This window comes from Achromobacter sp., assembly GCF_050285585.1.
GTDB lineage: Bacteria > Pseudomonadota > Gammaproteobacteria > Burkholderiales > Burkholderiaceae_B > Achromobacter.
The window spans coordinates 69,418-94,278 of record NZ_JBLZXF010000021.1 but is presented as its reverse complement, the minus strand read 5'-3'; the positions used below and the strand labels follow the sequence as shown (position 1 = coordinate 94,278).

Here is a 24,861-nt window from a genome sequence, read left to right as displayed (position 1 = left end):
GCCGGCCATCTTGGTCATGGTGCTGCCAAGAATGAAATCAAACATGGCGGGGGGCGCCGAGGAGTACTTGACGACCGCGTTGTGTTCGCTGCGCTTGGTCAGTTCCGCATAGACCTCGGGGGTCAGCGCGGTCGGGGCCGCCTTGGCTTCCTTGACCCAGTTGTCGAACCCTTCCTGCGGCATGGCGATGGCCTTGAAGCGCATGCCGGAGAAGCCGGCGCCGCTGTAGTTGGCCGAGATGCCGGCATAGGTGCCGGCTTCGCGCGCGTTCAGGTGCAGCTTGGTCTCCATGCCCGCCATCGAGTAGATCTGGCTGCCCAGCTGGGGGATGAAGAACGAGTTCATGACCGTCGCCGAGGTGATCCGGAAGTTGACCGGAACGTCGACGGGGAAGGCGATCTCGTTGACCGTGGCGATGTCGTACTCGGGGTAGATGAACAGCCACTTCCAATCCAGCGAAACCACCTCGATGGTCACCGGCTTGTGTTCGGACACGAGCGGCTTGTAGGGGTCCAGCGCATGCGTCGAGCGCCAGGTGATCACGGCCAGGATGGCCACGATGATACAAGGGATGGTCCAGACCACGAGTTCGATCGCCGTGGAGTGGGCCCACTTGGGCTGGTAGTCAGCTTTGGTGTTGGATGCGCGGTATTTCCAGGCAAAGGCCAGGATCATGACGATGACCGGAATCACGACGATGAGCATCAGCCCGGTCGTCGTGAACAGCAAAGTCCTTTCCTGGATGCCGATGTCTCCCTTGGGGGAGAGGATTTCCATGTTGCAGCCGCCAAGCAGCATGACCGCGCCGACGCTGAGAATGCGCGTAAGGGTCGCAAGGAGGGGGTGTTTCACGTACAGCCTTGGATGGAAGGTGGAAAATGCTGCGTAGCAGCAGACTGGAATGCTGCTAGGCAGCAACGTCCATCCTATCGGCTTGATTTCGGTCAAGCATGCGACGAATGGTCGCATTGCCTGGGAGGATTCCGCCCCAAGGGGAGCAGATTCAGGGTTTTCCTAGGGGGGCGGAGGGAGGGGGGCGGGTTCCCGGGTGCGACGATATGTCGCACCCGCACATGCGGGGCATGCGACGTTTTGTCGCATCTGCACAAATCAATCCACCAGCACCTCTCGTTCCGGCCCCGGTTTCTTGGCGAGCTTGCGCTGCAGGGAGCGGCGGTGCATGCCCAGCAGGCGGGCGGCGGCCGAAACGTTGCCGCCGGTCTCGTGCAGCGCCTGATGGATGTGCTCCCATTCTAGGCGGTGCAGGGGCGTCATGGTGGTTTCGATTGCAACGGATTCCGGCTTCACCAGACCCAGGGTGCGCAGGATCATCGGCGCGGTGGCCGGCTTGGGCAGGTAGTCGTCGGCGCCGCGCTTGATGGCCTCGACGGCGGTGGCCACGCTGGCGTAGCCGGTAACCAGCAGGATCCGCATGTCCGGGCGCAGGGCGCGCAAGGGACGGATCAGGGTCAGGCCGGAGTCCTCGCCCAGCCGCAGGTCCACCAGTGCGAAGGCGGGGCGGATCTCCTCGGCCACGCGCAGGGCCTCGGCGATGCCGGTGGCGGTGCGGGTTTCCAGGCCGCGTCGCGACAGGCTGCGCTGCAGCGTGCGCACGTACAGCTCGTCGTCGTCGATCAGCAGGCCCAGGTCGGTTGGATTCAGCATGTCAGGTCCCGAGGGGGAGATAAAAGCGGATGCGGGTGCCGCCCCCGTCCGCCGGAGTCATCGTCATTTCGCCGCCGAGCTGTTCGACCGTGGCGTGCGACAGCGCCAGGCCCACGCCCAGCCCTCCCGGCTTGCCGCTGTTGAACAGGCTGGTGGCCGGCAGCAGGGTGTGGTCGGGGTCGAAGCCCCGGCCGTAGTCCCGGACTTCGCCGCGCAAGGCGCCATAGCCATATTCCAGATGCAGGTCCACGCGGGGAGCGTTGGCGGCTTCGCCCGCATCCGCCGCATTGTTCAGCAGCGCCTGCAGCAAATGGGCGATGGCCGGATCGACCCGCAGGCTGCTGGGCAGGGTGCCCGAGCGCTGCAGGTCGATGGTCGGCCGGATCAGGCGCCATTGTCCCACCACGCGGACCAGGTCCACGGCGGTTGGGACCGCCAGATTGCGGATACGTTCCCGGCACAGGGCCAGCAGCTGGCTCAGGGTGGAAACGTCGGCGCGCAGGTCGTCATCCTTGACCTCGGCGGCGATCTCGTCGGCCAGCAGGGTCATGGTCGCGAGCGGCGTGTTCAGTTCATGCGCCATCGCCGCGGCATGAGTGGCCAGCGCGACGATGCCTTCGTTGCGGGTGAAGCGCTCGCGCAGCCTGGCCAGTTCGCGTTCGCGGGCGCGCAGGTCGGAGGCCAGCCGCGTCGAGAACACCAGCACTACCACCACCGAGATCAGGAAGTTGGCGCCCATGCCCCACAGGAGCAGGTTGTGGGTGTTCAGCTCGCCGCGCAGCGGCTGGCCGAAGATGGCGGCCGCCGCGTATCCGGAAATCCCCGCCACGGCCGCCGCCAGCGCCCAGTTGCGCGGCAGCGCCAGGGCGGCCAGCGCGGTCAGGATCAGGAACATCATGCCGAACGGATTGTTGATGCCTCCGCTCCAGCCCACCATCCAGGCAAGCACGGCCATGTCCACGAACAGATGGCCGAAGGCCGTCGCGTGGGACAGGTCGCGGCGGTGGCGCAGCCGCAGGCTGGCATAAACGTTGAAGCCGATCAGCGCGCCCACGCCCAGCCACAGCGGCTCCAGCGGCAGGGCAAGGCCCAGCACGCCGCTGGCCAGCAGGATGGTGGCGGCCTGGCCCGCGATGGCGAGCCAGCGCAGGCTGCAGAGGGTACGCAGGAATGAAAAGGCGGAACTACCGGGCATATCCAGACACAGAGATGCCGGCTTGTCAGCCGGCGGGTCAAGCGCCCGGCTGCGCGGAACGCTGGCATCCTGGGGCGCGGCGCGGCGGGCGCCGGCTGCCGGCGCGCGCTAGGGGCGCCGGCGGCGGATGTGCAGGCATTGTATGGCGAATCGGGGGGCGCCGCCGGCCGCTGGAGGCATGACAGCGTCCCTAATATTTCAGGCGGCTGCGTCAGTGGAGGGCCGAGGCGCCGCTGTGGGCCATGGCGGGCGGCGGATAGTCTTCCTGATCGGACGCCATTTCGCCCTGGACCCGCGCCTGCCGCAGTTCCTGCGCCACCTGCGCCCGGCTCTCCGGCCTGGAAGGGGCGGCCGCGGGCGGGTAGTCTTCCTGGCCGAACGCATAGGTGCCGCTGGCTTTCGCCTGGGCCAGTTCCGCGCTGACCTGGTCCGAGGTCTTGGCGGCGGGGGCGGCGTAGGTGACGCGCCAGTCGCCATAGAGGTCGCGCTGGTATTGCGCGGGCTGGGCCTGGGCGGCCCCGGCGGCGGCGAGGCCGGCGCACAGCAATAAGGTAGAGGCTTTCATGAAACGCTCCTGACAATCAAAGCATGCGGCCGGAGGCCGGCCGCGCCGTCGTCCGCGATGCTGCCCGCGGACGATTTCCGGAATACGCAATGACTGGCCGGGTGCGCCCGGGCGAGGCGAGCCCGGCCTTTTCCATTCGACCCGGCGCCCGGCCCGGCGTTGCGCGCCGGGGGCGCCTGCCGCACGGAAGGTGTTTCAAGCGCGCAGCACAAATGTCATTGCGCTTTCAAGGAAGCGGTTCGCGCGGGGCCTCAGTGGCCGTGGCCGGCCGCGGGCGCGGCCGTCGCGTTCAGGGGCCGCGCCACCGCGTCCACGGCGACGCGCCGCTGCTGGCGCCGGGCATCCTCGACGACCAGCGTCAACGCGACGCGCTCGCCCGGCGCGATCTGGCGCGCCAGGTCGATCAGCATGACGTGGTAACCGCCGGGCTTGAGTTCCACCGCCTGCCCGGCGGGCAGGTCGATGCCGGGCACCTGCCGCATCTTCATCACGTTGTCCTGCATGGCCATTTCATGGATTTCCACGTGCTTGGCGGCCTGGGACTCCACCGCGACGAGCCGGCCCGCGGCGACGGAAGTCAGGCGCATGAAGACGCCGGTGGCATGCTGATTGGGCACGGTGGCGCGGACCCAGGGATCCTCCACCGACAGGGAGGCGTCCTGGGCGGACGCGGCGCCGGCGAACGCGCACAGGGCGAAGGCGGCGGCCAGGGATTTGATCGCGGTTGCTTTCATGATGGATTCCTTTTCGATGAGGGGAGTTCAGAGCACGGTGCGCAGATCGTCCGCGCATTCCTGCGCGCTCTGCTGGTGGCGCAGGGCGATGCGCAGCTTGCCCTGGGCGTCGATGACGTAGGTCAGCGCGGTGTGGTCCATGGTGTAGGACGAGCCGGTGGGCACCTTCTGGTAGAAGACCTTGAACGATTGGGCCGCGGCGCGGGTCTGCTGCGCATCGCCGCGCAGGCCGATGAATCCGGGATCGAAGGCCTGGGTATAGGCGCGCAGGATCTCGGGCGTGTCGCGCTCGGGGTCGACGGTGATGAACAGCACGCGCAGCTTGCCGGCGTCCGCGCCCAGCAGGCTCTTGATCTCGACGGCGCGCGTCAGCGCGGTGGGGCAGATGTCGGGGCATTGCGTGAAGCCGAAGAACAGCATCACGGGATGGCCGCGGTAGTCGGCCAGCCGGCGCGACTGGCCATCGGTGTCCTGCAGCAGGAAGTCGCCGTCCGGCATGCCGGACAGGTCCATGCCGTGCAGCTTCGGGGCTTCGGGGCCGCAGCCCGCGAGGGCTAGCAGGGCGAGGGAAGACAGCAGCAGGCGGCGCCGGGGATCGGGCGCGTGCGGCGGCGCGCCAGCGGACGCGCGCGGGAACAGGGAATACATGAAAACCTCGTCGGTTGACGTATCGGCAAGGCGCGGCGGGCAGGCCGCGCGATCGGACGGAGTCAGGCGAGGAAGGGAGGAGCGCGGGAACCCAGGGGAGGGCCATGGGCGCCTTGCGAGGGCAGGGCGCCGCGCGCGGGCTTGGGCGGCACATGCCGGCCGGCGGCCAGCGCGGGAAGGGAGAGCGCCGCGGCGGGCGCCGGCGTCAGGTGCGCCAGCAGGCCGAAGGGGCACTGCGCGCCCGAGCCGGCGGCATCGTGCCCGGCCTTGTCCTTGCCGTTCGAGGGCAGGGCCAGTTCGAACGACGATAGGTCTCCGGCGGCCGAGCAGAACGTGACCTCCAGGCGGCCGTCATGCAGGGCGCGCGTGTCGGGCATATAGCCGGCCGGAACCAGCGCGCGCAGCGTCAGCGCCAGAAGCGCCAGCCACAGCACGGCCCGGACGCGCGCGGCGCTTCCGAGATGCTGGAGGCGGATCTGGCTGGGCATGGCTGGCATTCTACTCGCGGTCAGGCCTCGGCATCTGGCGCGAAACCGCGAAAATCTTGGTACCCTTGAACGCACTTCATCCAGACTCCCGATCTCAGTGCCCCAGGTTTCAGTGCTTTCCTCGACCGTCCAGACCTTGCCCGTTCCCCTCACGCTCCATGCCTCGCCGGCCATCGGCGCGAGCCGGGCCAACGTCTTCTTGCGCCGGTGGGCCGGCCTCCTGGGGATCGCGCTGCTCGTCCTGCTGTCGGCCTGCGGCACCACCAAGGTCCAGCCCGGCTACTACCGCGTCCAGTCGGGCGACACGCTGACGCAGATCGCGCGCAAGCAGGGCGCGAGCGTGAGCGACCTGGTGCGCTGGAACAGGCTGTCGAACGCCAATTCCATCGAGGTCGGGCAGGTGCTGAGGGTCGAGCCGCCTGCCGGCCAGGCGCGCGCGCCCACGCCCAGCAAGGCCAGGACCAAGGCGCAGTCCGCGCCCAAGTCCACCTCCTCGGCCCGGCGGCGCACGGCGCCTCCGGGCGCGATCTCGCTGGTGTGGCCCGCCCAGGGCAAGGTCACGCGCGGGTACGACGGCTCGGGTTCCAACGGCATCGTCATCAGCAACGCCGCCGGCACGCCGGTGGTGGCGGCGGCGCAGGGCACGGTGGCCTATTCGGGCAGCGGCCTGCGCGGCTACGGCCATCTGGTGATCGTGAAGCACAACGCCAGCTTCCTGAGCATCTATGCCCACAACAGCAAACTGCTGGTCAAGGAAGGTCAGCGCGTGAGCCAGGGGCAGAAGATCGCCGAGATGGGCAACAGCGACAGCAAGCAGGTCGGCTTGTACTTTGAGCTGCGCTATGACGGGCAGGCGGTGGACCCGGCAGGATCCTTGCCGCCCAAGTAGGCCAGGCGCCGTATGGCGGGCATCCGGCATCTGCCTGGCCATGCTGCGCGGACCGGCGCCGCGCCTATACCGGGGCTTCCTGCGTCAGCGTGGAGATGAACGCCGCGGTGCGCGGGTCCGCGGGCTGGGTGAACAGCTGGCGGGAGTCCCCGGATTCGACGACGGTGCCGTCCAACAGGAATACCACTTCGCGCGATACGCTGGCCGCCAGGCGCAGATCGTGCGTGGCCATCAGCATGGTCATGCCTTCCGCGGCCAGTTGGCGCAGCACGTCCACCACTTCGGCCGCCAGGCCAGGGTCCAGCGCCGAGGTCGGCTCGTCGCACAGCAGCACGCGGGGCGCGGGCGCCAGCGCGCGGGCGATGGCCACGCGCTGCTGCTGGCCGCCGGACAGGTTGGCGGGCCAGGCTTCCGCCTTTTCCAGCATGCCGACCTTGCGCAGCAATTCCTCGGCCCGCGCCCGGGCGCGGTCGGCGGGCCATTTCTGCACCGTCAACAGGCCCTCCATGACGTTGCCGATCACCGTCTGGTGCGGGAACAGCTGGAAATTCTGGAACACCATGCCGGTCTGCATGCGCACGCGCTGGATCTGGTCGCGCGCGAGTTTGCGGCCGGGTTCGAACTCCACGCTTTCCGGCCCGATGACCAGCGTGCCGCGGTCGGGCACTTCCAGCAGGTTCACGCAGCGCAGCAGGGTGCTCTTGCCGCTGCCGGACGGGCCGATCAGGGCGGTGACGCTGCCTTCGGCGATGCGCACGTCCACCTGCTTGAGCACGGGGTTGCCGCCGAACGCCTTTTCTATCTTCTCTAGGCGGATCATCGGTTTTTCTCGGAAAACACCGCGTGCTGGCCGAAGCGCCTTTCCAGGCGGACCTGGGCGGCGGACAGGACGGAGCTGAACACCAGGTAGATCAGCGCGGCCTCGGTGTAGAGGATCAACGGTTCATAGGTGACCGCGGCGATGCGCTGCGCGGCCTGGAAGATTTCGGGCACGGTCAGCACCGCGGCCAGCGAGGTGTCCTTCACCAGCGCGATGAAGGAGTTGGACAGAGGCGGCACGGCGACGCGGGCCGCCTGCGGCAGGACGGTGCGGCGCAGCGCCTGCCCGCGCGTCATGCTGAGCGAATAGGCGGCCTCCCACTGGCCCTTGCTGATCGATTCGATGGCGCCGCGGATCACTTCCGAGTTGTAGGCGCCCACGTTGAGCGTGAATCCGATCAGCGCGGCGGGCAGCGGATCCAGCACGATGCCCGCGCTGGGCAGCCCGTAGAAGATCACGAACAGCTGGACCAGCAGCGGCGTGCCGCGTATGAGCCATACGTAGAAGCGCGCGACGGCCACCAGGGGAGCGGGGCCGAACAGCCGTATCAGCGCGACCACGAAGGCCAGCGCCAGGCCCAGCACGAAGGACATCAGCGTCAAGGGGACCGTGAACATCAGCCCCGCCTTCAGCAGGGGCCAGAACGAGTCCGCCATGAGCTGCATCCAGGACGGCACCGTCCACCCGCCGACTTGCGCCAGCAGCCAGTCGGGCAGGAAGGCTTGCAGCCAGGAAGGTGGCGTCATGGGGTCTCCAGCCGCTTATTGCGCCGACAGGTCCGTGCCGAAGTACTTGACCGAGATGGTCTTGTAGGTGCCGTCCGCCTTGATGTCGGCCAGCGCCTTGTTGATGGCGGCCTGCAGCTCGGGATTGCCCTTGCGGATCAGCACGCCCGAGTTGCTGAATTCGGCCGTTTTGTCGGTGGCGGCGATCTTGACCTTGGCGTTCGGCTTCTGCTTCTTGAAGTCGAGGAACGAGAGATTGTCGTTCACGGTGGCCTCGACCCGGCCCGAGGTGAGCAGGTCGATGGCTTCGTTGAAGCCTTGCACGGCGACGACTTCCGCGCCGTGGCTCTGCGCCAGCTTGCCGAAATTGCTGGTCAGCGTGTTGGCGGACTTCTTGCCTTTCAGGTCGTCGAAGGACTTGATGCTGGTGTTGTCGTCGCGCACGATCAGCACCGCGGCCGATGAAATGTACGGATCGGAAAAGTCATACTTGGCGCGGCGCGCGTCGGTGATGCCCACCTGGTTGATCACGGCGTCGTAGCGCTTGGCGTCCAGCCCGGCGATCAGCCCGTCCCATTTGCCCTCGACGAACTGGGCCTTCACGCCCAGCCGTTCGGCGATGGCGCGGCCTATGTCCACGTCGAAACCGGTAAGCTGGCCGGACGCGTCGTGGAAGGTGAAGGGGGCGTAGGTGCCTTCGGTGCCGATCTTGAACACGCCCGCCGATTTGATTTGCTCCAGGCCGGATTGGGCATGGGCGGCGGACAGCGCGGCGACCTGGATGAGGCCGGCGGCAAACAGCGTACGAAAGAGTTTCATGGCGATGCTCCACGGATGGCAGATATCACTGTGGAGAGCATGTGGGCCTGCGATGCCCTCCGGCGTAGCCGCACTCTAACAACGCACCTATTTTTCCACAAAGCATAAGGAATAGTAAAAATATAGCGGCAAGTCATATGGCGTCACTCTCGCCCTGGCGCGGTCCGGCCCGGGTTCATTCATGCGGGACCTTGATGGAGATCGGTGTGGAACAGCGATGGAACAGGCGGGCTTTCATGGTGGCGGCCGCGGGGGCCGCGGCGGCCGGCGCAATGCCGGTCCACGGCGCCAACGGGCCGCGGCGGATGCCGGGCGGAGGCAGCATCACGGACGTGGCGGGCCTGCGCGTGGGGCACTACACGGATACGCGCCGCCCGACGGGCTGCACGGTCATCATCGCCGAAGCCGGCGCGACGGGCGGGGTCGACGTGCGCGGCGCCGCGCCGGGCACGCGCGAAACCGATCTGCTCAATCCCATGAACATGGTGGACAAGGTGCACGCCATCATGCTGGCCGGCGGCAGCGCGTTCGGCCTGGACGCCGCGTCCGGCGTCATGCGCTACCTGGAGGAAAAGAAGATCGGCTTCGACGTGGGCGTCGCGCACGTGCCCATCGTGCCCTCGGCCATCCTGTTCGACCTGGGCGTGGGCGACGCGTCGATCCGGCCCGATGCGGCCGCGGGCTACCAGGCCTGCAAGTCGGCCACGGCCGACGCGCCCGAGGAAGGCAACGTCGGCGCGGGGGCGGGCGCCACGGTAGGCAAGCTGTATGGGCCCAAACGCGCCATGAAGGGCGGCCTGGGCACCGCGTCGCTGACCGTCGCGGGCGTGACCGTCGGGGCCATCGTGGCCGTCAATGCCGTGGGCGATGTGCTGGATCCCTCCAGCGGCCGCATCCTGGCCGGCGCGCGCACGGCCGACGGCAACATGCTGCTGGACACCCGCGCCGCCGTTCTGGCCGGCGATCTGCCCAAGTCGATGCGGGCGGGGGCGGCAACCACGATCGGCGCGGTCGCGACCGACGCCCGGCTGACCAAGGCGCAAGCGCAGAAGATCGCGGGCATGGCGCACGACGGCCTGGCCCGCGCGATCAACCCGATCCACACCATGCTCGATGGCGACACCATCTTCGCGCTGGGCACGGGGGCGTCGGGCAAGAACGCCAACGTCATGCTGCTGGGCGTGATGGCGGCCGAGGCCATGGCGATCGCCGTGCAGCGCGCCATCCTGTCGGCGCGCGCGCTGGAAGGCTATCCGGCCGCCGTGGACTTCATCGCCTGATTGCGCCCGCCGCCTCGCTGACCCGGGACTGTCATGGAAAGCGTCCATGATGGGAGGCGCCGGCGCATGGCCGGAGGGCGGAGGGCGCATGTACGAAGGCGAACGACTCAACGGCGCGACGCATCTGGCCGGCCTGGCGCTGGCCGTGACCGCGTCGGGCGCCTTGATTGCCCGGGCGGCCGAGCTGAACGTGGACACGCGGCAGCTCGTCGGCTGCGCCGTGTTCGCCGCCTCGATGATCGCCGTGTACGCATCGTCGGTGCTGTTCCATTGGTCGCGCGGCCGCCGCAAGGCGATATGGGCGAAGGCCGACCATTGCGCGATCTACCTGTTGATCGCCGGCACCTACACGCCTTTGGCGTTCGGGCCTGTGGAGCACGGCTGGGGCGCCGCCATGGGCGTGGCCATCTGGGTGCTTGCCGCGGTCGGCATCGGCCGCGAGTTGTGGTGGGCGCGCGGCGCCGCTCCCGCCTTGCCGCTCTACCTGGCGATGGGCTGGCTCGGCGTGATGTTCGCCGCGCCGATCGCCGGCGCCCTGTCCTCGGCCGGGCTGACCTGGTTGCTGGCGGGCGCGGGAGTCTATACCGCGGGCACGCTGTTCTACGTGAACGGCAAGCGCTGGCGGCACGCCCACGGCATCTGGCACCTGTTCGTCATGGGCGGCACCGCCTGCCATTTCGTGACCGTGTTCGGCTTCCTGCGCCTCGGCTCGATTTAGGATGAACAGGCCCTAGCGCCAGCCGCCCAGCGGCAGCATGCCGCCGCGGCTTTTTACCTTGCGCATGACGATATGCGAGCACAGGTCGCGCACGCCCGGGATCTTGCTGAGCTTGTCTTCCACGAATTGCGAGAACGCCGCCAGGTTGCGGGTGCGCACCGCCAGTATGTAGTTGGACGCGCCCGTCACGATGCTGGCTTCGGTGATCTCGTCATGCAGCGCGATGCCGGCCAGGAATTCCTCATGCCAGCCCGGGCGCGACTGGTCCAGCGACACGTGGACGATGGCTTCCAGTTCGAAGCCCAGCTTTTCGGCGTCCAGCACGGCGCGGTAGCCCCGGATCAGCCCGGCTTCTTCCAGCGCGCGCACGCGCCTCAGGCAGGCCGATGGCGACAGCGCCACCTGTTCCGCAAGGTCCTGGTTGCTGAGGTGGCCGTTCTCCTGCAGGCGGTAGAGGATCCGCTGGTCTATGGCGTCGATTTGCATGGCGCAATCCAATTTCAAAAAAATCCGTTCTATGCAACCTAATGCGGAAACCTAGGGTAATCCGCGCCCGGATTTGCAATATATCAGCCCGCCGGCGCTGCTAGTATTTATCAGAAAATTGCCCGATGGAGCCGCGATGAAAACCCGTGACGACTGCGTGAACGCCGACCGCCAGGATCCCCTGGCGCCCTTGAAAGACCAATTCGACCTGCCGCCGGGCGTGCTTTACATGGACGGCAATTCGTTGGGGGTGCTGCCCAAGGCCGCCGCCGCCCGCGCCGCCGCCGTCATCGGCCAGGAATGGGGCTCGGGCCTCATCCGCAGCTGGAACACGGCCGGCTGGTTCGACCTGCCCGCCCGCCTGGGCGACAAGCTGGGCAGTCTGCTGGGCGCGCGCGATGGCGAGCTGGTCATCACGGACACGACGTCGCTGAACATTTTCAAGGCACTGGCCGCCGCGCTGCGCATCCAGCAGCAGAAGCAGCCCTCGCGCCGCGTCATCCTGTCCGAACGCGACAACTTCCCCACTGACCTCTACATGATCCAGGGGATGATAGACCTGCTGCAGCAGGGCTACGAAATGCGCCTGATCGACGACGCCCTGCCGCTGGAGGCCGCGCTGGACGATTCCGTGGCGGCGATGCTGCTGTCGCACGTGAACTACCGCAGCGGGCAGATGCACGACATGGCCGCGGTGACCGCGTTGGCGCACGAACGCGGCGCGCTGGCCATCTGGGACCTGGCGCACGCCGCGGGCGCCGTGCCGGTGGACCTGAACGGGGCCGACGCCGACTTCGCCGTGGGCTGCACCTATAAGTATTTGAACGGCGGCCCGGGCTCGCCGGCCTTCATCTGGGTGGCGCCGCGCCACACCAAGGACTTCTGGCAGCCGCTGTCCGGCTGGTGGGGCCACACGCGGCCATTCGACATGGCCGTGGCCTACGAGCCCGCGGGCGGCATCCGCCGCTACCTGTGCGGCACGCAGCCCATCGTGTCGCTGTCGCTGGTGGAGTGCGGTCTGGACGTGGCGCACGCGGCCGACATGGCCGAGGTGCGCAAGAAGTCGCTGGCGCTGGGCGACCTGTTCATTTCGCTGGTCGAGCAGCGTTGCGCGGGCCATCCCCTGACGCTGGTGACCCCGCGCAATCACGCCGAACGCGGCAGCCACGTCAGTTTCCGCCACCCGAACGGCTTCGAAGTGATGCAGGCGCTGATCGCGCGCGGCGTCATCGGCGATTACCGCGAGCCCGAGGTGCTGCGTTTCGGCCTGACGCCGCTGTACTTCGGCTACGCCGACGTGTGGGACGCCGTCGATATCCTGAAGGACGTGCTGGACACGCGCGCCTGGGACAAGCCGGAATTCAGGCAGCGCGCCGCCGTGACCTGACCCCTCGGGCGCCAGCAGATCCCAGCGCGGGCCCGAGCGGCCCTGTATCCAGCAAGAGAGCGCAGTACAAGGAGGAGACAATGCGGCAACAACAGGGGTTCGGCCGGATAGCCGAACGCGAACAGGGACTCAAGCGGCGCTTGACCTCCGGCCAGATGAGCATGATCGCCATTGGCGGGGCCATCGGCACGGGGCTTTTCCTGGGCAGCAAATTCGCCATCGGCTTCGCCGGGCCCAGCGTAATCATCAGCTACGCCATCGGCGGCCTGATCACGCTGCTGCTCATGGGCTGCCTGGCGGAGATGACGGTGGCGCATTCCACCTCGGGCTCCTTCGGCGCCTACGCCGAGCACTACATCGGTCCGCTGGCCGGCTTTCTGGTGCGATACGCATACTGGTCCTGCGTGGTGCTGGCGGTGGGCACCGAAGTCACCGCCGTGGCGGAGTACATGAAACTCTGGTTTCCGGACGTGCCGGGCTGGCAGTGGGTCTGCCTGTTTTCCGCCGCGCTGATCTTCATCAACGCGATGAGCGTCAAGGCGTTCGGCACGGTGGAATACTGGTTTTCGACGATCAAGGTCAGCGCCATCGTGGCCTTCATCGTCCTGGGCGCCTATGTGGTCCGGGGCAGCCCTCAGTACGGCACGGCGCAGTACACCTCGCACGGCGGATTCTTCCCGAACGGCGTCTGGGGCATGTGGATCGCCGTGGTGATCTCGATCTTCAGCTATCTGAGCGTGGAGATGATCGCGGTGGCGGCGGGCGAGGCCGAGGATCCGGAGCGCGCGGTCAAGCAGGCGTTCCGGGCCACCATCGTCCGCCTGGTGGTGTTCTACCTGCTGACGCTGGCGCTGATCCTGGCCATCGTGCCCTGGGACGAGGCGGGCAAGGGCGGCAGCCCTTTCGTGAAGGTGATGCAGGCGCTGGGCATCCCGGGCGCGGCGGACGTGATCAATTTCATCGTGCTGGTGGCGGCGCTGTCGGCGATGAACAGCCAGCTGTACATCACGACGCGCATGATGTTCAGCCTGTCGCGCGCCGGCCATGCGCCGTCCGCGCTGGGCCGCCTCACGCGCAGCGGCACGCCGCTGAACGCGCTGCTGCTGTCCACTAGCGGGATCGGCATCGCCGCCGTTCTGAACGTGCTGTATCCCGAGACCGCCTTCGCCCTGATGATGGCGATTTCGATGTTCGGCGCGCTGTTCACGTGGATGATGATCTTCGTGACGCATTACTTCTTCCGGCGCCGCTGGGCGCGCGACGGCGGCGCGCCGCTGTCGTTCCGGATGCCGGGCTTCCCGGCGCTGACGCTGCTGGGCGCGGCCGCCATGCTGGCGATTCTGGCGACCACCTATTTCACCAGCGTGTTCAAGATGACCCTGGTGTTCGGCGTGCCCTTTCTGCTGATCCTGGCGGCCGCCTACGGACTGCTGCTGCGCAAGCGCGCCGAGCCCGCGGCCCTGGCCGCCCGCCAGCAGCGTTCCTGAGCGGGCGGCCAGGGGGAAAGAGGAGGCTTCAGGCGCTGGCCAGGCCGGAGGCGCGCTGTTCGGCGGGAGCTTCCTGCGGGGCCGGCGAGAAAACGCGCAGCCGGTGGCCGTCGGGATCCAGGGCCACGAACGTGCGGCCGAAATCCATGTCGGTGGGAGGCTGGAGGATGGGCAGGCCGCGCAGGCTCCAGTCCACGTGGCGGCGGTCCAGCGAATCCGGGTCGGGAACGGTGAACGCCAGTTCGGACGCGCCGCCCCGACCGGCGGCCGCGGGTTCGACGGTGTGGCGCGACCACAGGCCCAGCATCAGCCCGGAGTCCAGCGCGAACAAGGCGAAGGTGGGGGAGCTTTCGACGGGCGGGCGCTGCAGCAGCGCGCTGTAGAACGCGGCGCTGGCCGCCGGCTTGTCAACGTAGAGAATGACGAAATTGGTGTCGGACATGATGCGCTCCTGAAAGGTGACGCGCTCATCTTAGACAGGGGTGCTGTCAGTTTTTGGCAGTAGCCATCAAGCGGATTTCCGGGGCTCGCGATTGATCGCGCGCCACGCTTTCAGCAGCGCGTGCCGGCGCCGGGGATAGCGCGCGCCGGGCACCAGCGTGGCGATGCGGTCGGTGCGGAAATGGCGGAAGTCCTGGCGCAGTTCGCACCAGGCCATCACGATGCGCACGCTGTCGAAAAAGCCCAGCGCGAACGGCCAGATCACGCGCGCGGAGTCGGCGCCATTGTCGTCCCGGTAGGTGATGTCGATTTTCTGTTCGTTGCGGATGGCCTGGCGGATGAGCGACAGGTCCACGCGGTCGACCACGGTGACCGCGCTGGGGCCGACCAGCAGGGGAATGGCGTCCAGCCCGTCGCGCAGTTCCGCGGGCAGCACGGCGCCGATCTTGGCCAGCGCATTGCGCGCGGCCTGCCCGAGCCGGGGATCGGAGCGGTCCGCCACCCAGCGGGTGCCCAGCACCAGGGCTTCGATTTCCTCGGTGCTGAACATCAGCGGCGGCAGCATGAAACCGGGACGCAGGACGTAGCCCAGGCCCGGCTCGCCCTCGATCTCGGCGCCCTGCGATTGCAGGGTGGCGATGTCGCGGTACAGCGTGCGGATGCTGACGCCCAGATCGGCGGCCAACTGGCGCCCGCTGACCGGGCGGCGATGGCAGCGCAAGGTCTGCAGCAGGCCGAGCAGTCTTTCGGTTCGGGACATGGGGAGGAGCGGAAGGCTGGCGATTACGTAATGCTGCCATGAAATGGCAGCATCCGGTATCGCCGCCGCGGCCGCTCCCGGGGCTCAGGTCCCGGCCTTCCTGCCCGTGGCCACGTCGAGCACCGAGCCGTCTTCCAGGCTGATGCGGTAGATCTCGCGAACCACGTTGCCGGCGAAGCCGATCTCGACGATGGACACTTCCTTGAAGGTGGCGGCGATGCCCTCGGGCAGCACGGCATTGAACTTGTCGGCCTCCTGCTTCATGGCGTCCTGCAAGCGCGCGTCGTAGGGCGCCATGCTGTAGACCAGCGTGGTGTGCGGATTGTGCGCGCGCACTTCCTTGCCGTCCTGCATGACGTTCACGCCGCTGACTCCCTGGGTGCGGACAAGGTTCTTGCCCGCGTCGCCCATCTTGGCGTAGACGGGGCCGGTCACGCGCGGCAGCGGGCCGTCGCGCAAGGGCGCCAGGGCCGCGGTGGCCATGGTGTTGTAGCGCATCATGTCCTCGAAGCCCTGGCCGCTCTTGACCACGCCCAGGTCCAGCCACCAGGGACGGCCCGCGCCCTTGGCGGCCTCGGTGGGGTAGAAATTCTTCAAGGTGACCTGCAGCGGGGACGGCGGCTTGGGCAGCGCCTTCAGCATGCGCGCGGGCGTGGCCGGATCGGCGCTGTGGATGTGCACGACCGTCACGTGCGGCATGTTGGGCGTTTCGGCTTCGGTCTTCAGGCCCAGCTTGAGCAGGTCGGCCTTGAGCGTGCCGTTGATCCTGGCGTCCAGCACGGCGTTGACTTCCTGGGGCAGCCGGTAGACCACGCCGTAGGTGGCCTTGTGCTCGCGGAATCCCGGCTGCTCCAGCGCGCTGTTGTCGATGGGCGCCGCGGCCCGCGCGGCGAACGAAGTGGCGAACAGGCCGAGGGCGGCCAGTTGGAAGACGCGCTTGATCATGGAGATTCCTTTTGTTGTGGAGGCCCGCGAGAGGCATCCCTCCCCAGTGTGGCGACCGAGGATGTACCGCGTATTGCACCAGGCAAAAGAATTCCGGTACCAGCCGCCGCATGCCCGATGGCAGCCCGGCGCCGGCCGATATCCGCCTAGCCCAGGAAGACGATGGCGATGATGGCGATGCCCAGCAGCAGGTTCACGCCCACCCAGCGCCGCACGCCGCCCATGGCCTGGCCGCCCGCCGGCCAGTCGGATTTCAGGACGGCCGCGTTCAGCCGCGGGTAGAGAACGAAGCGGATGTAGGCGTAGATGGCCATCATGACGAGCCCCCCGGCGGCCATGAAGGTCCAGCTGCGCGGCATGAAGAAGGCGCCGCCGGTCTGCGCGGCCTGCGAGGCTTCCTGGCCGATCATCGCCGCGCCCGACAGCAGGATGAGCACGATGGCCGCCAGCACGGCGTTCAGGAAGGGCCCCAGCACCGACGCCATGAGGGGCAGGCGGACCGGCGGTTCCAGCCGGGCGGCTGCGGGGCGCAGGAAACAGTGGGCGAACAGCATGCCGCCGACCCAGAGGATCACGGCCATGAGATGGACGAACTTGAGCGCGCTGTAGAGCATGGGGAAACCCGCCTCCTGGGAAGGGCCGCCGGGGCGGCGAAACCTGTCCCCATGATATCCCCGTCAATGCGCGGCGCGCGGGCTTGACCTGGATCAGGGTTTTGCATTTAGAATGAGATTGATTTCTATTTGTAGTAAAGAGTCCAGGAGCCTGTCGTGCCGAATCCCGTGCTCGCTTCGAGCGACGCCGTCCATCTTCTGTATCGCGCGCATCACGGCTGGCTGCATAGCTGGCTGCGCGCCAAGCTGGGGAATGCCTTCGACGCGGCCGATCTGGCGCAGGACACCTTTCTGCGGGTGTTGCGGCATCGCCATGAACTGGATGCGCTGCGCGAGCCGCGCGCCTACCTCACCACCATCGCCAAGCGCCTGCTCATGAACCACCACCGGCGCCGGTCGGTGGAGCAGGCCTACCTGGAAGCCCTGGCCCTGATGCCCGAACCGTTGGCGCCCTCGGCGGAACAGCGCCTGATCATCCTGGAAGCGCTGCAGGAGATCGACGAGATGCTGGCGGGCCTGCCGCTGCGCGCGCGCCAGGCCTTCCTGATGGCGCAACTGGAGGGTCTGAGCCACGGCGAGATCGCGGCCAGGCTCAACGTATCGCTGCGCTCTGTGCACCGCTATATCGCCAGGGGATTCGAACAATGCATCATGGCGGCGATCTGAGCGCCGCGCCCGACGCCGGCGCCGAGCTGCCCGCCGTGGAACGCGGCGTGGCGCGCGAAGCCGCGCGCTGGCTGATGCGCCTGGGTTCGGGCCGCGCCACCGAGGCCGACCGGCGGGCCTGCGACCAGTGGCGCGCCAGCAAGGCCGAGCATGAACATGCCTGGCAGCGCGCGCAGCGCGTGAACGAACGCTTCGGACTGATCCCGCCGGCCCTCGGCATGGCCACTCTGAACCGGCCGGCGCTCAAGAACCGCCGCGCCGCGCTGAAGGCGCTGGCGGCCCTGGTGGCTGCCGGCCCGGCCGCCTGGGCCGCTTGGCGCGCCGATCCCCTGGACTGGGGCGCCGACTACCGCAGCGCGGCGGGGGAACGCCGCGACGTGGCGCTGGCCGACGGCTCCACGCTGCGCATGAATACAGGCAGCGCCGTGGACGTCATGTTCAGCGCCACCGCCCGCATGCTGCGGCTGCGCTCCGGAGAGATCGCCGTGCACGCCGTGGCCGACACCGCCGCGCATCCCCGGCCGTTCGTGGTGCGCACGCGCCTGGGCGATATCGAGGCCCAGGCATCGCGCTTCTGCGTGCGGCAACAGGGAGAGTCCTGCCAGGTCAGTGTGCAGGAAGGGCAGGTCCGGATAAGCCGCCAGGCACATTCCGGCAGCGCCCTCGGCCTGTCGGCGGGAGAGCAGGGCAGCCTCACGGAAGCGGGCATGTCGCCGGCGTCGCCCGCGGATCCGCACGCCAGCGACTGGCTGCGCGGAGTCCTGTACGCCAGCCGCATGCGCCTGGACGCGTTCGCCGCCGAACTCGACCGCTACCGGCCGGGCATCCTGCGCTGCGATCCGGCGGTGGCGCACCTGAGGATCTCGGGCGCTTTCCAGCTGCGCGACACGGACGCGGTCCTGGCTGCCTTGCCGGCGACCTTGCCGGTGCAGGTGCGCTACCGCACGCCGTACTGGGTGACCATCGGGCCGCGCGCCGCGGCCGATGCCTGAAGCCGGCCGGAAATGGCCGCATCGAAAATTCTTTCGTCAAAGCTGTCCGATTTGGAATCCACGCGGGTCATGGTCTGTATAGGCAAACGAATGCCGACACCTTTTGGATCGAAAGGACGACCATGGCTTACCTTCCCGCCGGCCGCGCAAGCGGCTCCCGACCCGCCCGAGGCGCGCAATGCCTGCTGACCCGACTTGCCGCGTCCGTGCATGCGGCGTTCGCCCTTACCGCCCTTGCGGGCGTCGTGCTGCCGGCGTCGGGCGTATGGGCACAGGCTTCGGAGCAGGCGCAGGCCCGCAGCTATCGCATCCCCGCGGGCCCGCTGGCCGAGGCCCTGCCGCGCTTCGCGGACAGCGCGGGCGTGACCGTGCTGTTCGACGCCGCGCTGGTGGGGCAGCGCCGCACGGCGGGGCTCGCCGGAGTCTATTCCGTGAGTGAAGGCTTTTCGCGCTTGCTGGAGGGCAGCGGATTGGGCGTGCGGGAACGCAGCTCCCGGGTCTTCGTCCTGGAGTCGCGGGCGTCCGCCGGCGTGACGCAGCTTGCGCCCGTCAAGGTGGAAGGCGATGGCGCCGTCAGCGCGCCCGCCTGGGAAACCACCACCGACCGCAAGCGCCTGGACGATCTGCAGATCCGGAACTGGAGCGATCTGGGCAAGCGGGCCGAGCCCGGCGTGAGCTTCAACCGGCAGAACAACAGCATCAACATACGCGGTCTGGACCAGGACCGCGTGCTGACACGCGTGGACGGCATCCGCCTGCCATGGCTGGACGACGGCGCGCGCGGCGTGAAGGGCGGGCTGGAGGCCGTGGATTTCAACAGCCTGTCGCGGCTGGACATCGTGCGCGGCGCGGACGCCAGCGGCGGCGGCTCGGGCGCGATCTCCGGCATCGCCGACCTGTACACGCTGGAACCGTCGGACCTGCTCGGCGACGGCAGGGCCTTCGGCGCGCTGGCCAAGACCGACTACGATTCGGCCGACAGCAGCTGGGGCGCCAACGCGGCGCTGGCGGGCCAGATCCGCGACAACACGTTCTGGCTGGTGCAGGCGGGGCTGCGCAACGGCCATGCGCTGGACAACCGGGGCGACGTCGGCGGCTATGGCCCGGCGCGCAGCGAGCCCAGCCCGGAAGACTATGACCAGCGCAGCTTCCTGCTGAAATTGCAGCAGCGCGTCGAAGGCGGCCACCGTTTCGGGCTGACGGGCGAATACTTCAAGCGCAATGCCGACATCGACAGCATGTTCGAGCAGGGCGCCGGCACCAGCTATCTCTATGGCGAGAACGGCACGCGCAAGGAAACCGAACGCGAGCGCGTGTCGTTCGATTACGCCTACAGGGCGCCCGGCGAAGGCGGCCTCATCGATACGGCCACCGCCGTCGTCTATTGGCAGCGCCTGCGGCTCGACAGTTCGCAACGCGGCATCCGCGGCGTCGATTCCCGCGCCTACATCATTCCCAGGGATCCCTTCCGCTACGGCTTCCCCAGCGGCCCCTACGGCCGCAGCAACTCGATCCAGCAGACACTGTTCGGCGCGAACACGGAACTGACCAAGCGCCTGGGCGGCGGGGCCGTGTCGCAGTTGTGGACGGTCGGCGGCGAGTGGTACGGGAACAAGACCGAGCAGAATTCCAGCGGCTACGACAACTGCCCCGCGATCCGCCCGGGCACGCCCGCGCCGTTCGGCCCGCGCGCATGCGACATGCTGCACACCAATCAGGCCGACGTGCCGCAATCCAAGGGCCGCCAGTGGGCCTTGTGGGTGCAGGACGAATTCAGCTTCGCAGACGGCCGCTACACGATCATGCCGGCGCTGCGCTACGATCACTACGAACAGAAGCCGCAATCCACCGCCAGCTACGAGAGCAATCCGAATGCGGGCGGCCTGCCCCCGTCCAATGGCGGCAGCCGTTTCTCGCCCAAGCTGCTCGCCACGTGGAAGGCCCGGGACGAGCTGAGCTTCTACGCGCAATACGCCTACGGCTTCAAGGCGCCCAGCCCGACCCAGCTCTACACCAACTACGGCGGCCCGGGCACCTACCTGCGCGTGGGCAATCCCTACCTGAAGCCCGAAACCAGCAAGGGCTGGGAGCTGGGGGCCAAGATGGGGTCGGACGCGCTGGGGGGCGCGATATCGTTCTTCGACAACCGCTACCAGAATTTCATCGACGGCGATGTGCCGCTGAATGCGGGCTCGCCGCAATGGCAGCCGGGATGGGCGGGCCAGTACCCCCTGGGCGTGACCGGGACCGTGAACCGGGCCAAGGTGCGCATCTACGGCGCGGAGGCGAGCGCGCACTGGAAGTTCTCGCCGGGCTGGCGCACGTGGGGCTCGCTGGCCTGGGCCGTGGGCAAGGATGAAAGCACGGGGCAGTACCTGAACTCCGTGGCGCCGCTGAAAGCGGTGCTGGGGGTGGGCTACAGCCGCGACGTATGGGGCGTGGACGCAATGCTGACCACCGCGCTGCAACGCAACAAGGTCGAGTACCCCGACGCCACTCCCGAGGCGCGCAATCCCGATTTCCAGGCGCCGGGCTACGGCGTGGTGGACCTGATGGGCTATTGGCGTCCCGCGGCGGTGAAGGGATTGCAGGTGCAGGCAGGCGTTTTCAACCTGTTCGACAAGAAATACTGGGAGGCCATCAATGTGCCGACCGCCGGCGCCACCGCGATACCGCGTCCGGTCGATTGGTACACGGAACCGGGGCGCAGCGTCCGCGTCTCACTGACATACCAGTATTGAACCCGCGCCGCCGCCGGCCGGCGGCGGCTTTCGCAACCCGTTTGAACGGCCGGAGGGCCCACCATGAGCAACACCGATTTTTCGTCCCGCGCGCAAGCGCTGCGCGCCCGCAACGAGGCGCTGGCCGCCTCGCAACCCGGGCTGCGCGCCCGTAACCTTGCGCAGGCGCTGGGTGTTTCCGAAGCCGAATGGGTGGCGGCGGGCTGCGGCGGCGTGAAGGCCACCGCCCTGCGCGGCACGCCGCAGGAAATCTTCCGCGAGCTTGGCACGCTGGGCGAAGTCATGGCGCTTACGCGCAACGACTGGTGTGTGCACGAGCGGCATGGCGTGTACGAGGACATCCAGGCCGAAGGGCCCGTCGGCCTGGTGCTGGGGCCGGATATCGACCTGCGGGTGTTCTTCACCGCCTGGAAGTCGGCCTGGGCCGTCGAGCAGGACGGCCGCCACAGCCTGCAGTTCTTCGACGGCGCGGGCGTGGCCGTGCACAAGGTCTACCGTACCGACGCCACCGACGCCGCCGCCTACGACGCGCTGGTGGCGAAGTTCGCGGGCGAGGCCGCATGGCCCGAGACCGCGCCCTATGCCCCGGCCGCCGACGCGGACCGCGTCGAGGACAGCGCGCAGTGGCGCGAAGCCTGGCTGGCCATGCAGGACACCCATGAGTTCTTCCCGCTGCTGCGCAAGTTCAAGGTATCGCGGCTGGCGGCGCTGGCCGCCGCGGGCGAGGACCTGGCGCAGCCGGTGCCCGCGGAATCCGTCGAACGCATGCTGGAATCGGCGGCGCAATCGGGCCTGTCCATCATGTGTTTCGTAGGCAACCGCGGCATGATCCAGATCCATACCGGCCCGGTGCGGCAGTTGCGCCGCACCGGCCCTTGGTACAACGTGCTGGATCCGACATTCAACCTGCACCTGGACACGACGGCGATCGCGTCGGCCTGGGTGGTGAACAAGCCCACCTCCGATGGCTGGGTCACCTCGCTGGAACTGTATTCCGCCACGGGCGAACTCATCGCGCAGTTCTTCGGCGAACGCAAACCCGGCAAACCGGAACTGACGCAGTGGCGCGAACTGATGGCCAGCCTGTGCAGCGCGCCGCTGGCCGCATGAGGACGATGCGATGAAGACATGGCTGGCGATGGCAATCGGATGGATGGCGGCCGTTGCCGCGCACGCGGCGCCGCCCGAACGGGTCGTGACGCTGGGCGGCAGCGTGACCGAGATCGTCTATCAACTGGGGCAGGGCGAGCGCCTGGTGGGGGACGATCTGTCCAGCCTCTACCCCGAGGCGGCGACCCGGCTGCCGCGGGTCGGTTATTACCGCTCGGTGCCGGTGGAGGGCGTGCTGGCGCTGAAGCCCGACCTGGTGCTGGCATCCGAACAGGCCGGTCCGCCCGACGCGCTCAAGCGGCTGGGCGAGGTCGGCGTGCGGGTGGTGACGGTGCCGGATTCGCCGTCCGTCGACTCGCTCAAGGCGCGCATCCGCAACGTGGCGGATGCGCTGGGCGTGGCGCCGGAAGGCGAGCGCATGGTGGAGCGCATCGCGGGCGAGCTCAAGCAGGTCGAGGCGATACCCGTCACCCGGGCGCGCGCCATCCTGCTGATCAACCGCACGGGGGCCCTGCAGGGCGCCGGGCGCGGTACCGCCGCCAACGAAGTGATGGCGATGGCGGGCCTGGTCAACGTGCTCAAGGACCAGCAGGGCTACAAGCCGGTCTCCGCCGAGGCCGTCAGCGCGTTGGCCCCGGACGTGATCGTGGTGACGAAGACTTCGCTCGAAGCCAGCGGCGGAACGGAGAAACTGCTGGCCATGCCGGGCATCGCCTCCACGCCGGCCGCCGCCCGCCAACGCGTGATCGTCATGGACGATCTGCTATTGCTGGGCATGGGCCCGCGCCTGCCGCAGGCGCTGACCGAACTCAAGCGCGAGGCCGCCGGTGCGATGGCGCGCTAGCGCCGGGCGCGTGAAGCCGCCGCTGGCCCTGCTGCTGCTGGGCATGGTCGTGGTGGCCGTGGCGCTGGCCGCCAGCAGCAGCGGGGCGGTCCGGATCCCGCTGCGCGAGCTGCCCTCGCTGCTGTGGGGAACCCCGGACCCCGGCAGCGAACTCTGGCGCAACGTGCTGATCGACATCCGGCTGCCGCGCGTGCTGTTCGCGCTGGTCGCGGGCGCGGCCCTGGCCATTTCGGGCGCGTCCATGCAGGCGCTGTTCCGCAACCCGCTGGCGGAACCGGGCCTGATCGGCATTTCGGCAGGAGGCGCGCTGGGGGCGGTCGGGGCCATCGTCCTGACCTCGGGCGGCTTCTGGATCCTGGCGCCCGCGGCCTTCGCCGGCAGCCTGCTCGCGACCTTCTGCGCCTACGCCCTCGGCCGGCGGGTGCCGGGCGTGGCGGGCCTGCTATTGGCCGGCATCGCGATCAACGCGGTGGCAGGCGCCATGATCGGCCTGTTCACCTTCGTCGCCAACGATGCCCAGCTGCGCGACCTGACATTCTGGAGCATGGGCAGCCTGGCGGGCGCGAACTGGACGCTGCTGGCGTTCCTGGGGCCGTGGATCCTGCTGATGTCGTTGTGGCTCATGGGCCAATGGCGCGTGATGAATGCCTTGCTGCTGGGCGAGCGCGAGGCGCAGCACCTGGGCTATGCGCTCAAGCGGGTGCGCGCCAGGCTGGTGCTGGCGTGCGCCCTGATCGTGGGGCCGCTGGTAGCGGCCACGGGCGGCATTGCGTTCGTGGGCCTGGTGGTGCCGCACCTGGTGCGCATGACGCTGGGCGCCAACCATCGCTGGCTGCTGCCTGCCTGCGTGCTCGGCGGGGCGCTGGCCCTGGCGCTGGCGGACTGGCTGTCGCGGGTCGCGGTCGTTCCGGCCGAGTTGCCGATCGGGCTGGTCACCAGTCTGGTGGGAGGGCCGTTTTTCCTGTGGCTGCTGGCGCGCGGAAGGAGGCATGGATGATGCTGGCCGCCGAGAACCTGACATTGGCGCGCGGAGGCAGCCGCATTCTCGAACAGGTGTCGCTGGCGCTGCGCCCGGGGGAGGTCGTGGGCCTGCTGGGAGCCAACGGCGCGGGCAAGTCCACGCTGCTGGGCGCGCTGTCCTCCGAATTGGCGCCCGAGGGCGGCCGCGTGACGCTCGGAGACGCCGATCTGGCGCAGTTGCCGCATCGAGAACAGGCGCGGCGCCGCGCGGTGCTGCCGCAGAAGCCCGGGCTTACCTTCGACCTGGACGTGCGCGAGGTGGTGGCGATGGGCGCCTACCCGTTCCCGGAGCTGTCGCCGGCCGCCGTGGACGGCCTGGTGGAGCAGGCGCTGGGGCAGGCGGACGTGAAACACCTGCGGGCCCGGCGCTATCCCGAATTGTCGGGCGGCGAGCAGCAGCGCGTGCAGTTCGCCCGCGTGCTGGTGCAATGCAACGCGGCGCGCGCCCCGCGCGAGCCGCGCTACCTGTTGCTGGACGAACCCACCGCCAGCCTGGACCCCAAGCACCAGGGCGATCTGCTGCGGGCGGCGGCGGAACTGGCGCATGCGGGCGATACCGGCGTACTGGTCATCCTGCACGACATGAACCTGGCCGCGCGCTGGTGCGACCGCCTGTTGCTGCTGTGCGGGGGAAGGGCCATCGCCGCGGGCACGCCGGCAGAGGTCCTGACGCCCGGCAATCTGTACCTGGCGTATGGAATCGACGCGCAGGTCATCGCTCATCCGCTGCAGGCGGGGCGCCTGCTGGTAGTCATGGCGTGACGCGGGGCGCGGCGCCGGTAAAATGGCGGGAACGCATTTTTCACCCACCATTGCACAGGA

At 68.6% G+C, this 24,861-nt stretch carries 27 protein-coding genes; 12 read left to right on the top strand and 15 right to left on the bottom strand.

Annotation, left to right across the window (positions count from 1 at the left end):
* From cyoA to ACN6PJ_RS22590, 7 genes are all read right to left on the bottom strand, one after another.
* Positions 1-852 (bottom strand): ubiquinol oxidase subunit II (gene cyoA / locus ACN6PJ_RS22620; protein ID WP_427998045.1); only part of this gene is annotated, 852 nt, incomplete at its 3' end.
* Positions 853-1,110: 258 nt separating this feature from the next.
* Positions 1,111-1,665, bottom strand: coding sequence for a response regulator transcription factor (locus ACN6PJ_RS22615; protein WP_427998044.1), 555 nt, complete (start codon positions 1,663-1,665; stop codon positions 1,111-1,113).
* Position 1,666: 1 nt separating this feature from the next.
* Positions 1,667-2,860, bottom strand: a complete 1,194-nt coding sequence (locus tag ACN6PJ_RS22610; protein ID WP_427998043.1) for an ATP-binding protein — start codon at positions 2,858-2,860, stop codon at positions 1,667-1,669.
* A gap of 211 nt (positions 2,861-3,071) precedes the next feature.
* Positions 3,072-3,425 (bottom strand): DUF4148 domain-containing protein, encoded by a 354-nt coding sequence (locus tag ACN6PJ_RS22605; protein ID WP_427998042.1) that lies wholly within the window; start codon positions 3,423-3,425, stop codon positions 3,072-3,074.
* Positions 3,426-3,676: 251 nt separating this feature from the next.
* On the bottom strand, positions 3,677-4,159 hold the full coding sequence (locus ACN6PJ_RS22600; RefSeq protein ID WP_427998041.1) for a copper chaperone PCu(A)C: 483 nt from the start codon (positions 4,157-4,159) through the stop codon (positions 3,677-3,679).
* Positions 4,160-4,186: 27 nt separating this feature from the next.
* Positions 4,187-4,807: an SCO family protein gene (locus tag ACN6PJ_RS22595; RefSeq protein ID WP_427998040.1), complete on the bottom strand. Its 621-nt coding sequence runs from the start codon at positions 4,805-4,807 to the stop codon at positions 4,187-4,189.
* A 62-nt stretch (positions 4,808-4,869) separates the two neighbouring features.
* Positions 4,870-5,295, bottom strand: coding sequence for a DUF2946 family protein (locus tag ACN6PJ_RS22590; RefSeq protein WP_427998039.1), 426 nt, complete (start codon positions 5,293-5,295; stop codon positions 4,870-4,872).
* A 220-nt stretch (positions 5,296-5,515) separates the two neighbouring features.
* On the opposite strand from ACN6PJ_RS22590, the gene ACN6PJ_RS22585 reads away from it, so the two are divergent.
* Entirely contained in the window at positions 5,516-6,184 is a 669-nt protein-coding gene (locus tag ACN6PJ_RS22585) for a peptidoglycan DD-metalloendopeptidase family protein (protein ID WP_427998053.1), read from the top strand.
* Between the two features lie 64 nt (positions 6,185-6,248).
* On the opposite strand, the gene ACN6PJ_RS22580 is transcribed toward ACN6PJ_RS22585, so the two are convergent.
* The 3 genes from ACN6PJ_RS22580 to ACN6PJ_RS22570 form a co-directional block, all read right to left on the bottom strand.
* The gene (locus tag ACN6PJ_RS22580; protein WP_427998038.1) at positions 6,249-7,004 is read right to left on the bottom strand and encodes an amino acid ABC transporter ATP-binding protein; all 756 of its coding nucleotides are present in this window, start codon (positions 7,002-7,004) and stop codon (positions 6,249-6,251) included.
* A complete protein-coding gene (locus ACN6PJ_RS22575; protein WP_427998052.1) occupies positions 7,001-7,681 on the bottom strand; it encodes an amino acid ABC transporter permease in 681 nt (226 codons plus the stop codon). Before ACN6PJ_RS22575 ends, ACN6PJ_RS22580 begins: the two co-directional genes overlap by 4 nt.
* Before the next feature lie 84 nt (positions 7,682-7,765).
* Entirely contained in the window at positions 7,766-8,548 is a 783-nt protein-coding gene (locus tag ACN6PJ_RS22570) for an amino acid ABC transporter substrate-binding protein (protein WP_427998037.1), read from the bottom strand.
* A 194-nt stretch (positions 8,549-8,742) separates the two neighbouring features.
* Here ACN6PJ_RS22570 and ACN6PJ_RS22565 point away from each other — a divergent pair, with 194 nt between their 5' ends.
* Together ACN6PJ_RS22565 and trhA are read left to right on the top strand one after the other, a co-directional pair.
* A complete protein-coding gene (locus tag ACN6PJ_RS22565; protein ID WP_427998036.1) occupies positions 8,743-9,828 on the top strand; it encodes a P1 family peptidase in 1,086 nt (361 codons plus the stop codon).
* Positions 9,829-9,916: 88 nt separating this feature from the next.
* On the top strand, positions 9,917-10,546 hold the full coding sequence (gene trhA / locus ACN6PJ_RS22560) for a PAQR family membrane homeostasis protein TrhA (protein WP_427998051.1): 630 nt from the start codon (positions 9,917-9,919) through the stop codon (positions 10,544-10,546).
* A gap of 12 nt (positions 10,547-10,558) precedes the next feature.
* Here trhA and ACN6PJ_RS22555 read toward each other — a convergent pair whose 3' ends face one another.
* Entirely contained in the window at positions 10,559-11,032 is a 474-nt protein-coding gene (locus ACN6PJ_RS22555; protein WP_427998035.1) for an Lrp/AsnC family transcriptional regulator, read from the bottom strand.
* Positions 11,033-11,168: 136 nt separating this feature from the next.
* Here ACN6PJ_RS22555 and kynU point away from each other — a divergent pair, with 136 nt between their 5' ends.
* Together kynU and ACN6PJ_RS22545 are read left to right on the top strand one after the other, a co-directional pair.
* Positions 11,169-12,419: a kynureninase gene (kynU, locus tag ACN6PJ_RS22550; RefSeq protein ID WP_427998034.1), complete on the top strand. Its 1,251-nt coding sequence runs from the start codon at positions 11,169-11,171 to the stop codon at positions 12,417-12,419.
* 80 nt (positions 12,420-12,499) lie between these two features.
* Positions 12,500-13,906, top strand: coding sequence for an amino acid permease (locus ACN6PJ_RS22545; RefSeq protein ID WP_427998033.1), 1,407 nt, complete (start codon positions 12,500-12,502; stop codon positions 13,904-13,906).
* A 28-nt stretch (positions 13,907-13,934) separates the two neighbouring features.
* Here ACN6PJ_RS22545 and ACN6PJ_RS22540 read toward each other — a convergent pair whose 3' ends face one another.
* The 4 genes from ACN6PJ_RS22540 to ACN6PJ_RS22525 form a co-directional block, all read right to left on the bottom strand.
* Complete coding sequence (locus ACN6PJ_RS22540; RefSeq protein WP_427998032.1) at positions 13,935-14,348, bottom strand: VOC family protein; 414 nt, start codon at positions 14,346-14,348, stop codon at positions 13,935-13,937.
* A 66-nt stretch (positions 14,349-14,414) separates the two neighbouring features.
* Complete coding sequence (locus ACN6PJ_RS22535) at positions 14,415-15,107, bottom strand: helix-turn-helix transcriptional regulator (RefSeq protein ID WP_427998031.1); 693 nt, start codon at positions 15,105-15,107, stop codon at positions 14,415-14,417.
* An 84-nt stretch (positions 15,108-15,191) separates the two neighbouring features.
* On the bottom strand, positions 15,192-16,052 hold the full coding sequence (locus ACN6PJ_RS22530) for a hypothetical protein (RefSeq protein ID WP_427998030.1): 861 nt from the start codon (positions 16,050-16,052) through the stop codon (positions 15,192-15,194).
* A gap of 146 nt (positions 16,053-16,198) precedes the next feature.
* A complete protein-coding gene (locus tag ACN6PJ_RS22525) occupies positions 16,199-16,666 on the bottom strand; it encodes a CopD family protein (protein WP_427998029.1) in 468 nt (155 codons plus the stop codon).
* Positions 16,667-16,822: 156 nt separating this feature from the next.
* Between ACN6PJ_RS22525 and ACN6PJ_RS22520 the strand changes: the two genes are divergently transcribed.
* The 7 genes from ACN6PJ_RS22520 to ACN6PJ_RS22490 all read left to right on the top strand — a co-directional run bounded on the left by ACN6PJ_RS22520 (position 16,823) and on the right by ACN6PJ_RS22490 (position 24,801).
* Positions 16,823-17,332 (top strand): sigma-70 family RNA polymerase sigma factor, encoded by a 510-nt coding sequence (locus ACN6PJ_RS22520; protein ID WP_427998028.1) that lies wholly within the window; start codon positions 16,823-16,825, stop codon positions 17,330-17,332.
* Positions 17,311-18,324 carry a FecR domain-containing protein gene (locus ACN6PJ_RS22515; RefSeq protein WP_427998027.1) on the top strand — a complete coding sequence of 338 codons (1,014 nt, stop codon included), beginning with the start codon at positions 17,311-17,313 and terminating at the stop codon, positions 18,322-18,324. Before ACN6PJ_RS22520 ends, ACN6PJ_RS22515 begins: the two co-directional genes overlap by 22 nt.
* Positions 18,325-18,446: 122 nt before the next feature.
* On the top strand, positions 18,447-21,065 hold the full coding sequence (locus ACN6PJ_RS22510; RefSeq protein ID WP_427998026.1) for a TonB-dependent hemoglobin/transferrin/lactoferrin family receptor: 2,619 nt from the start codon (positions 18,447-18,449) through the stop codon (positions 21,063-21,065).
* Between the two features lie 63 nt (positions 21,066-21,128).
* Positions 21,129-22,175, top strand: a complete 1,047-nt coding sequence (locus ACN6PJ_RS22505; protein WP_427998025.1) for a hemin-degrading factor — start codon at positions 21,129-21,131, stop codon at positions 22,173-22,175.
* Positions 22,176-22,185: 10 nt separating this feature from the next.
* On the top strand, positions 22,186-23,019 hold the full coding sequence (locus tag ACN6PJ_RS22500) for a heme/hemin ABC transporter substrate-binding protein (RefSeq protein ID WP_427998024.1): 834 nt from the start codon (positions 22,186-22,188) through the stop codon (positions 23,017-23,019).
* A gap of 43 nt (positions 23,020-23,062) precedes the next feature.
* Positions 23,063-24,016 carry a FecCD family ABC transporter permease gene (locus ACN6PJ_RS22495; protein ID WP_427998050.1) on the top strand — a complete coding sequence of 318 codons (954 nt, stop codon included), beginning with the start codon at positions 23,063-23,065 and terminating at the stop codon, positions 24,014-24,016.
* A complete protein-coding gene (locus ACN6PJ_RS22490) occupies positions 24,013-24,801 on the top strand; it encodes a heme ABC transporter ATP-binding protein (protein WP_427998023.1) in 789 nt (262 codons plus the stop codon). The genes ACN6PJ_RS22495 and ACN6PJ_RS22490 overlap by 4 nt, the downstream gene beginning before the upstream one ends.
* The last annotated feature ends 60 nt before the right edge of the window (positions 24,802-24,861 follow it).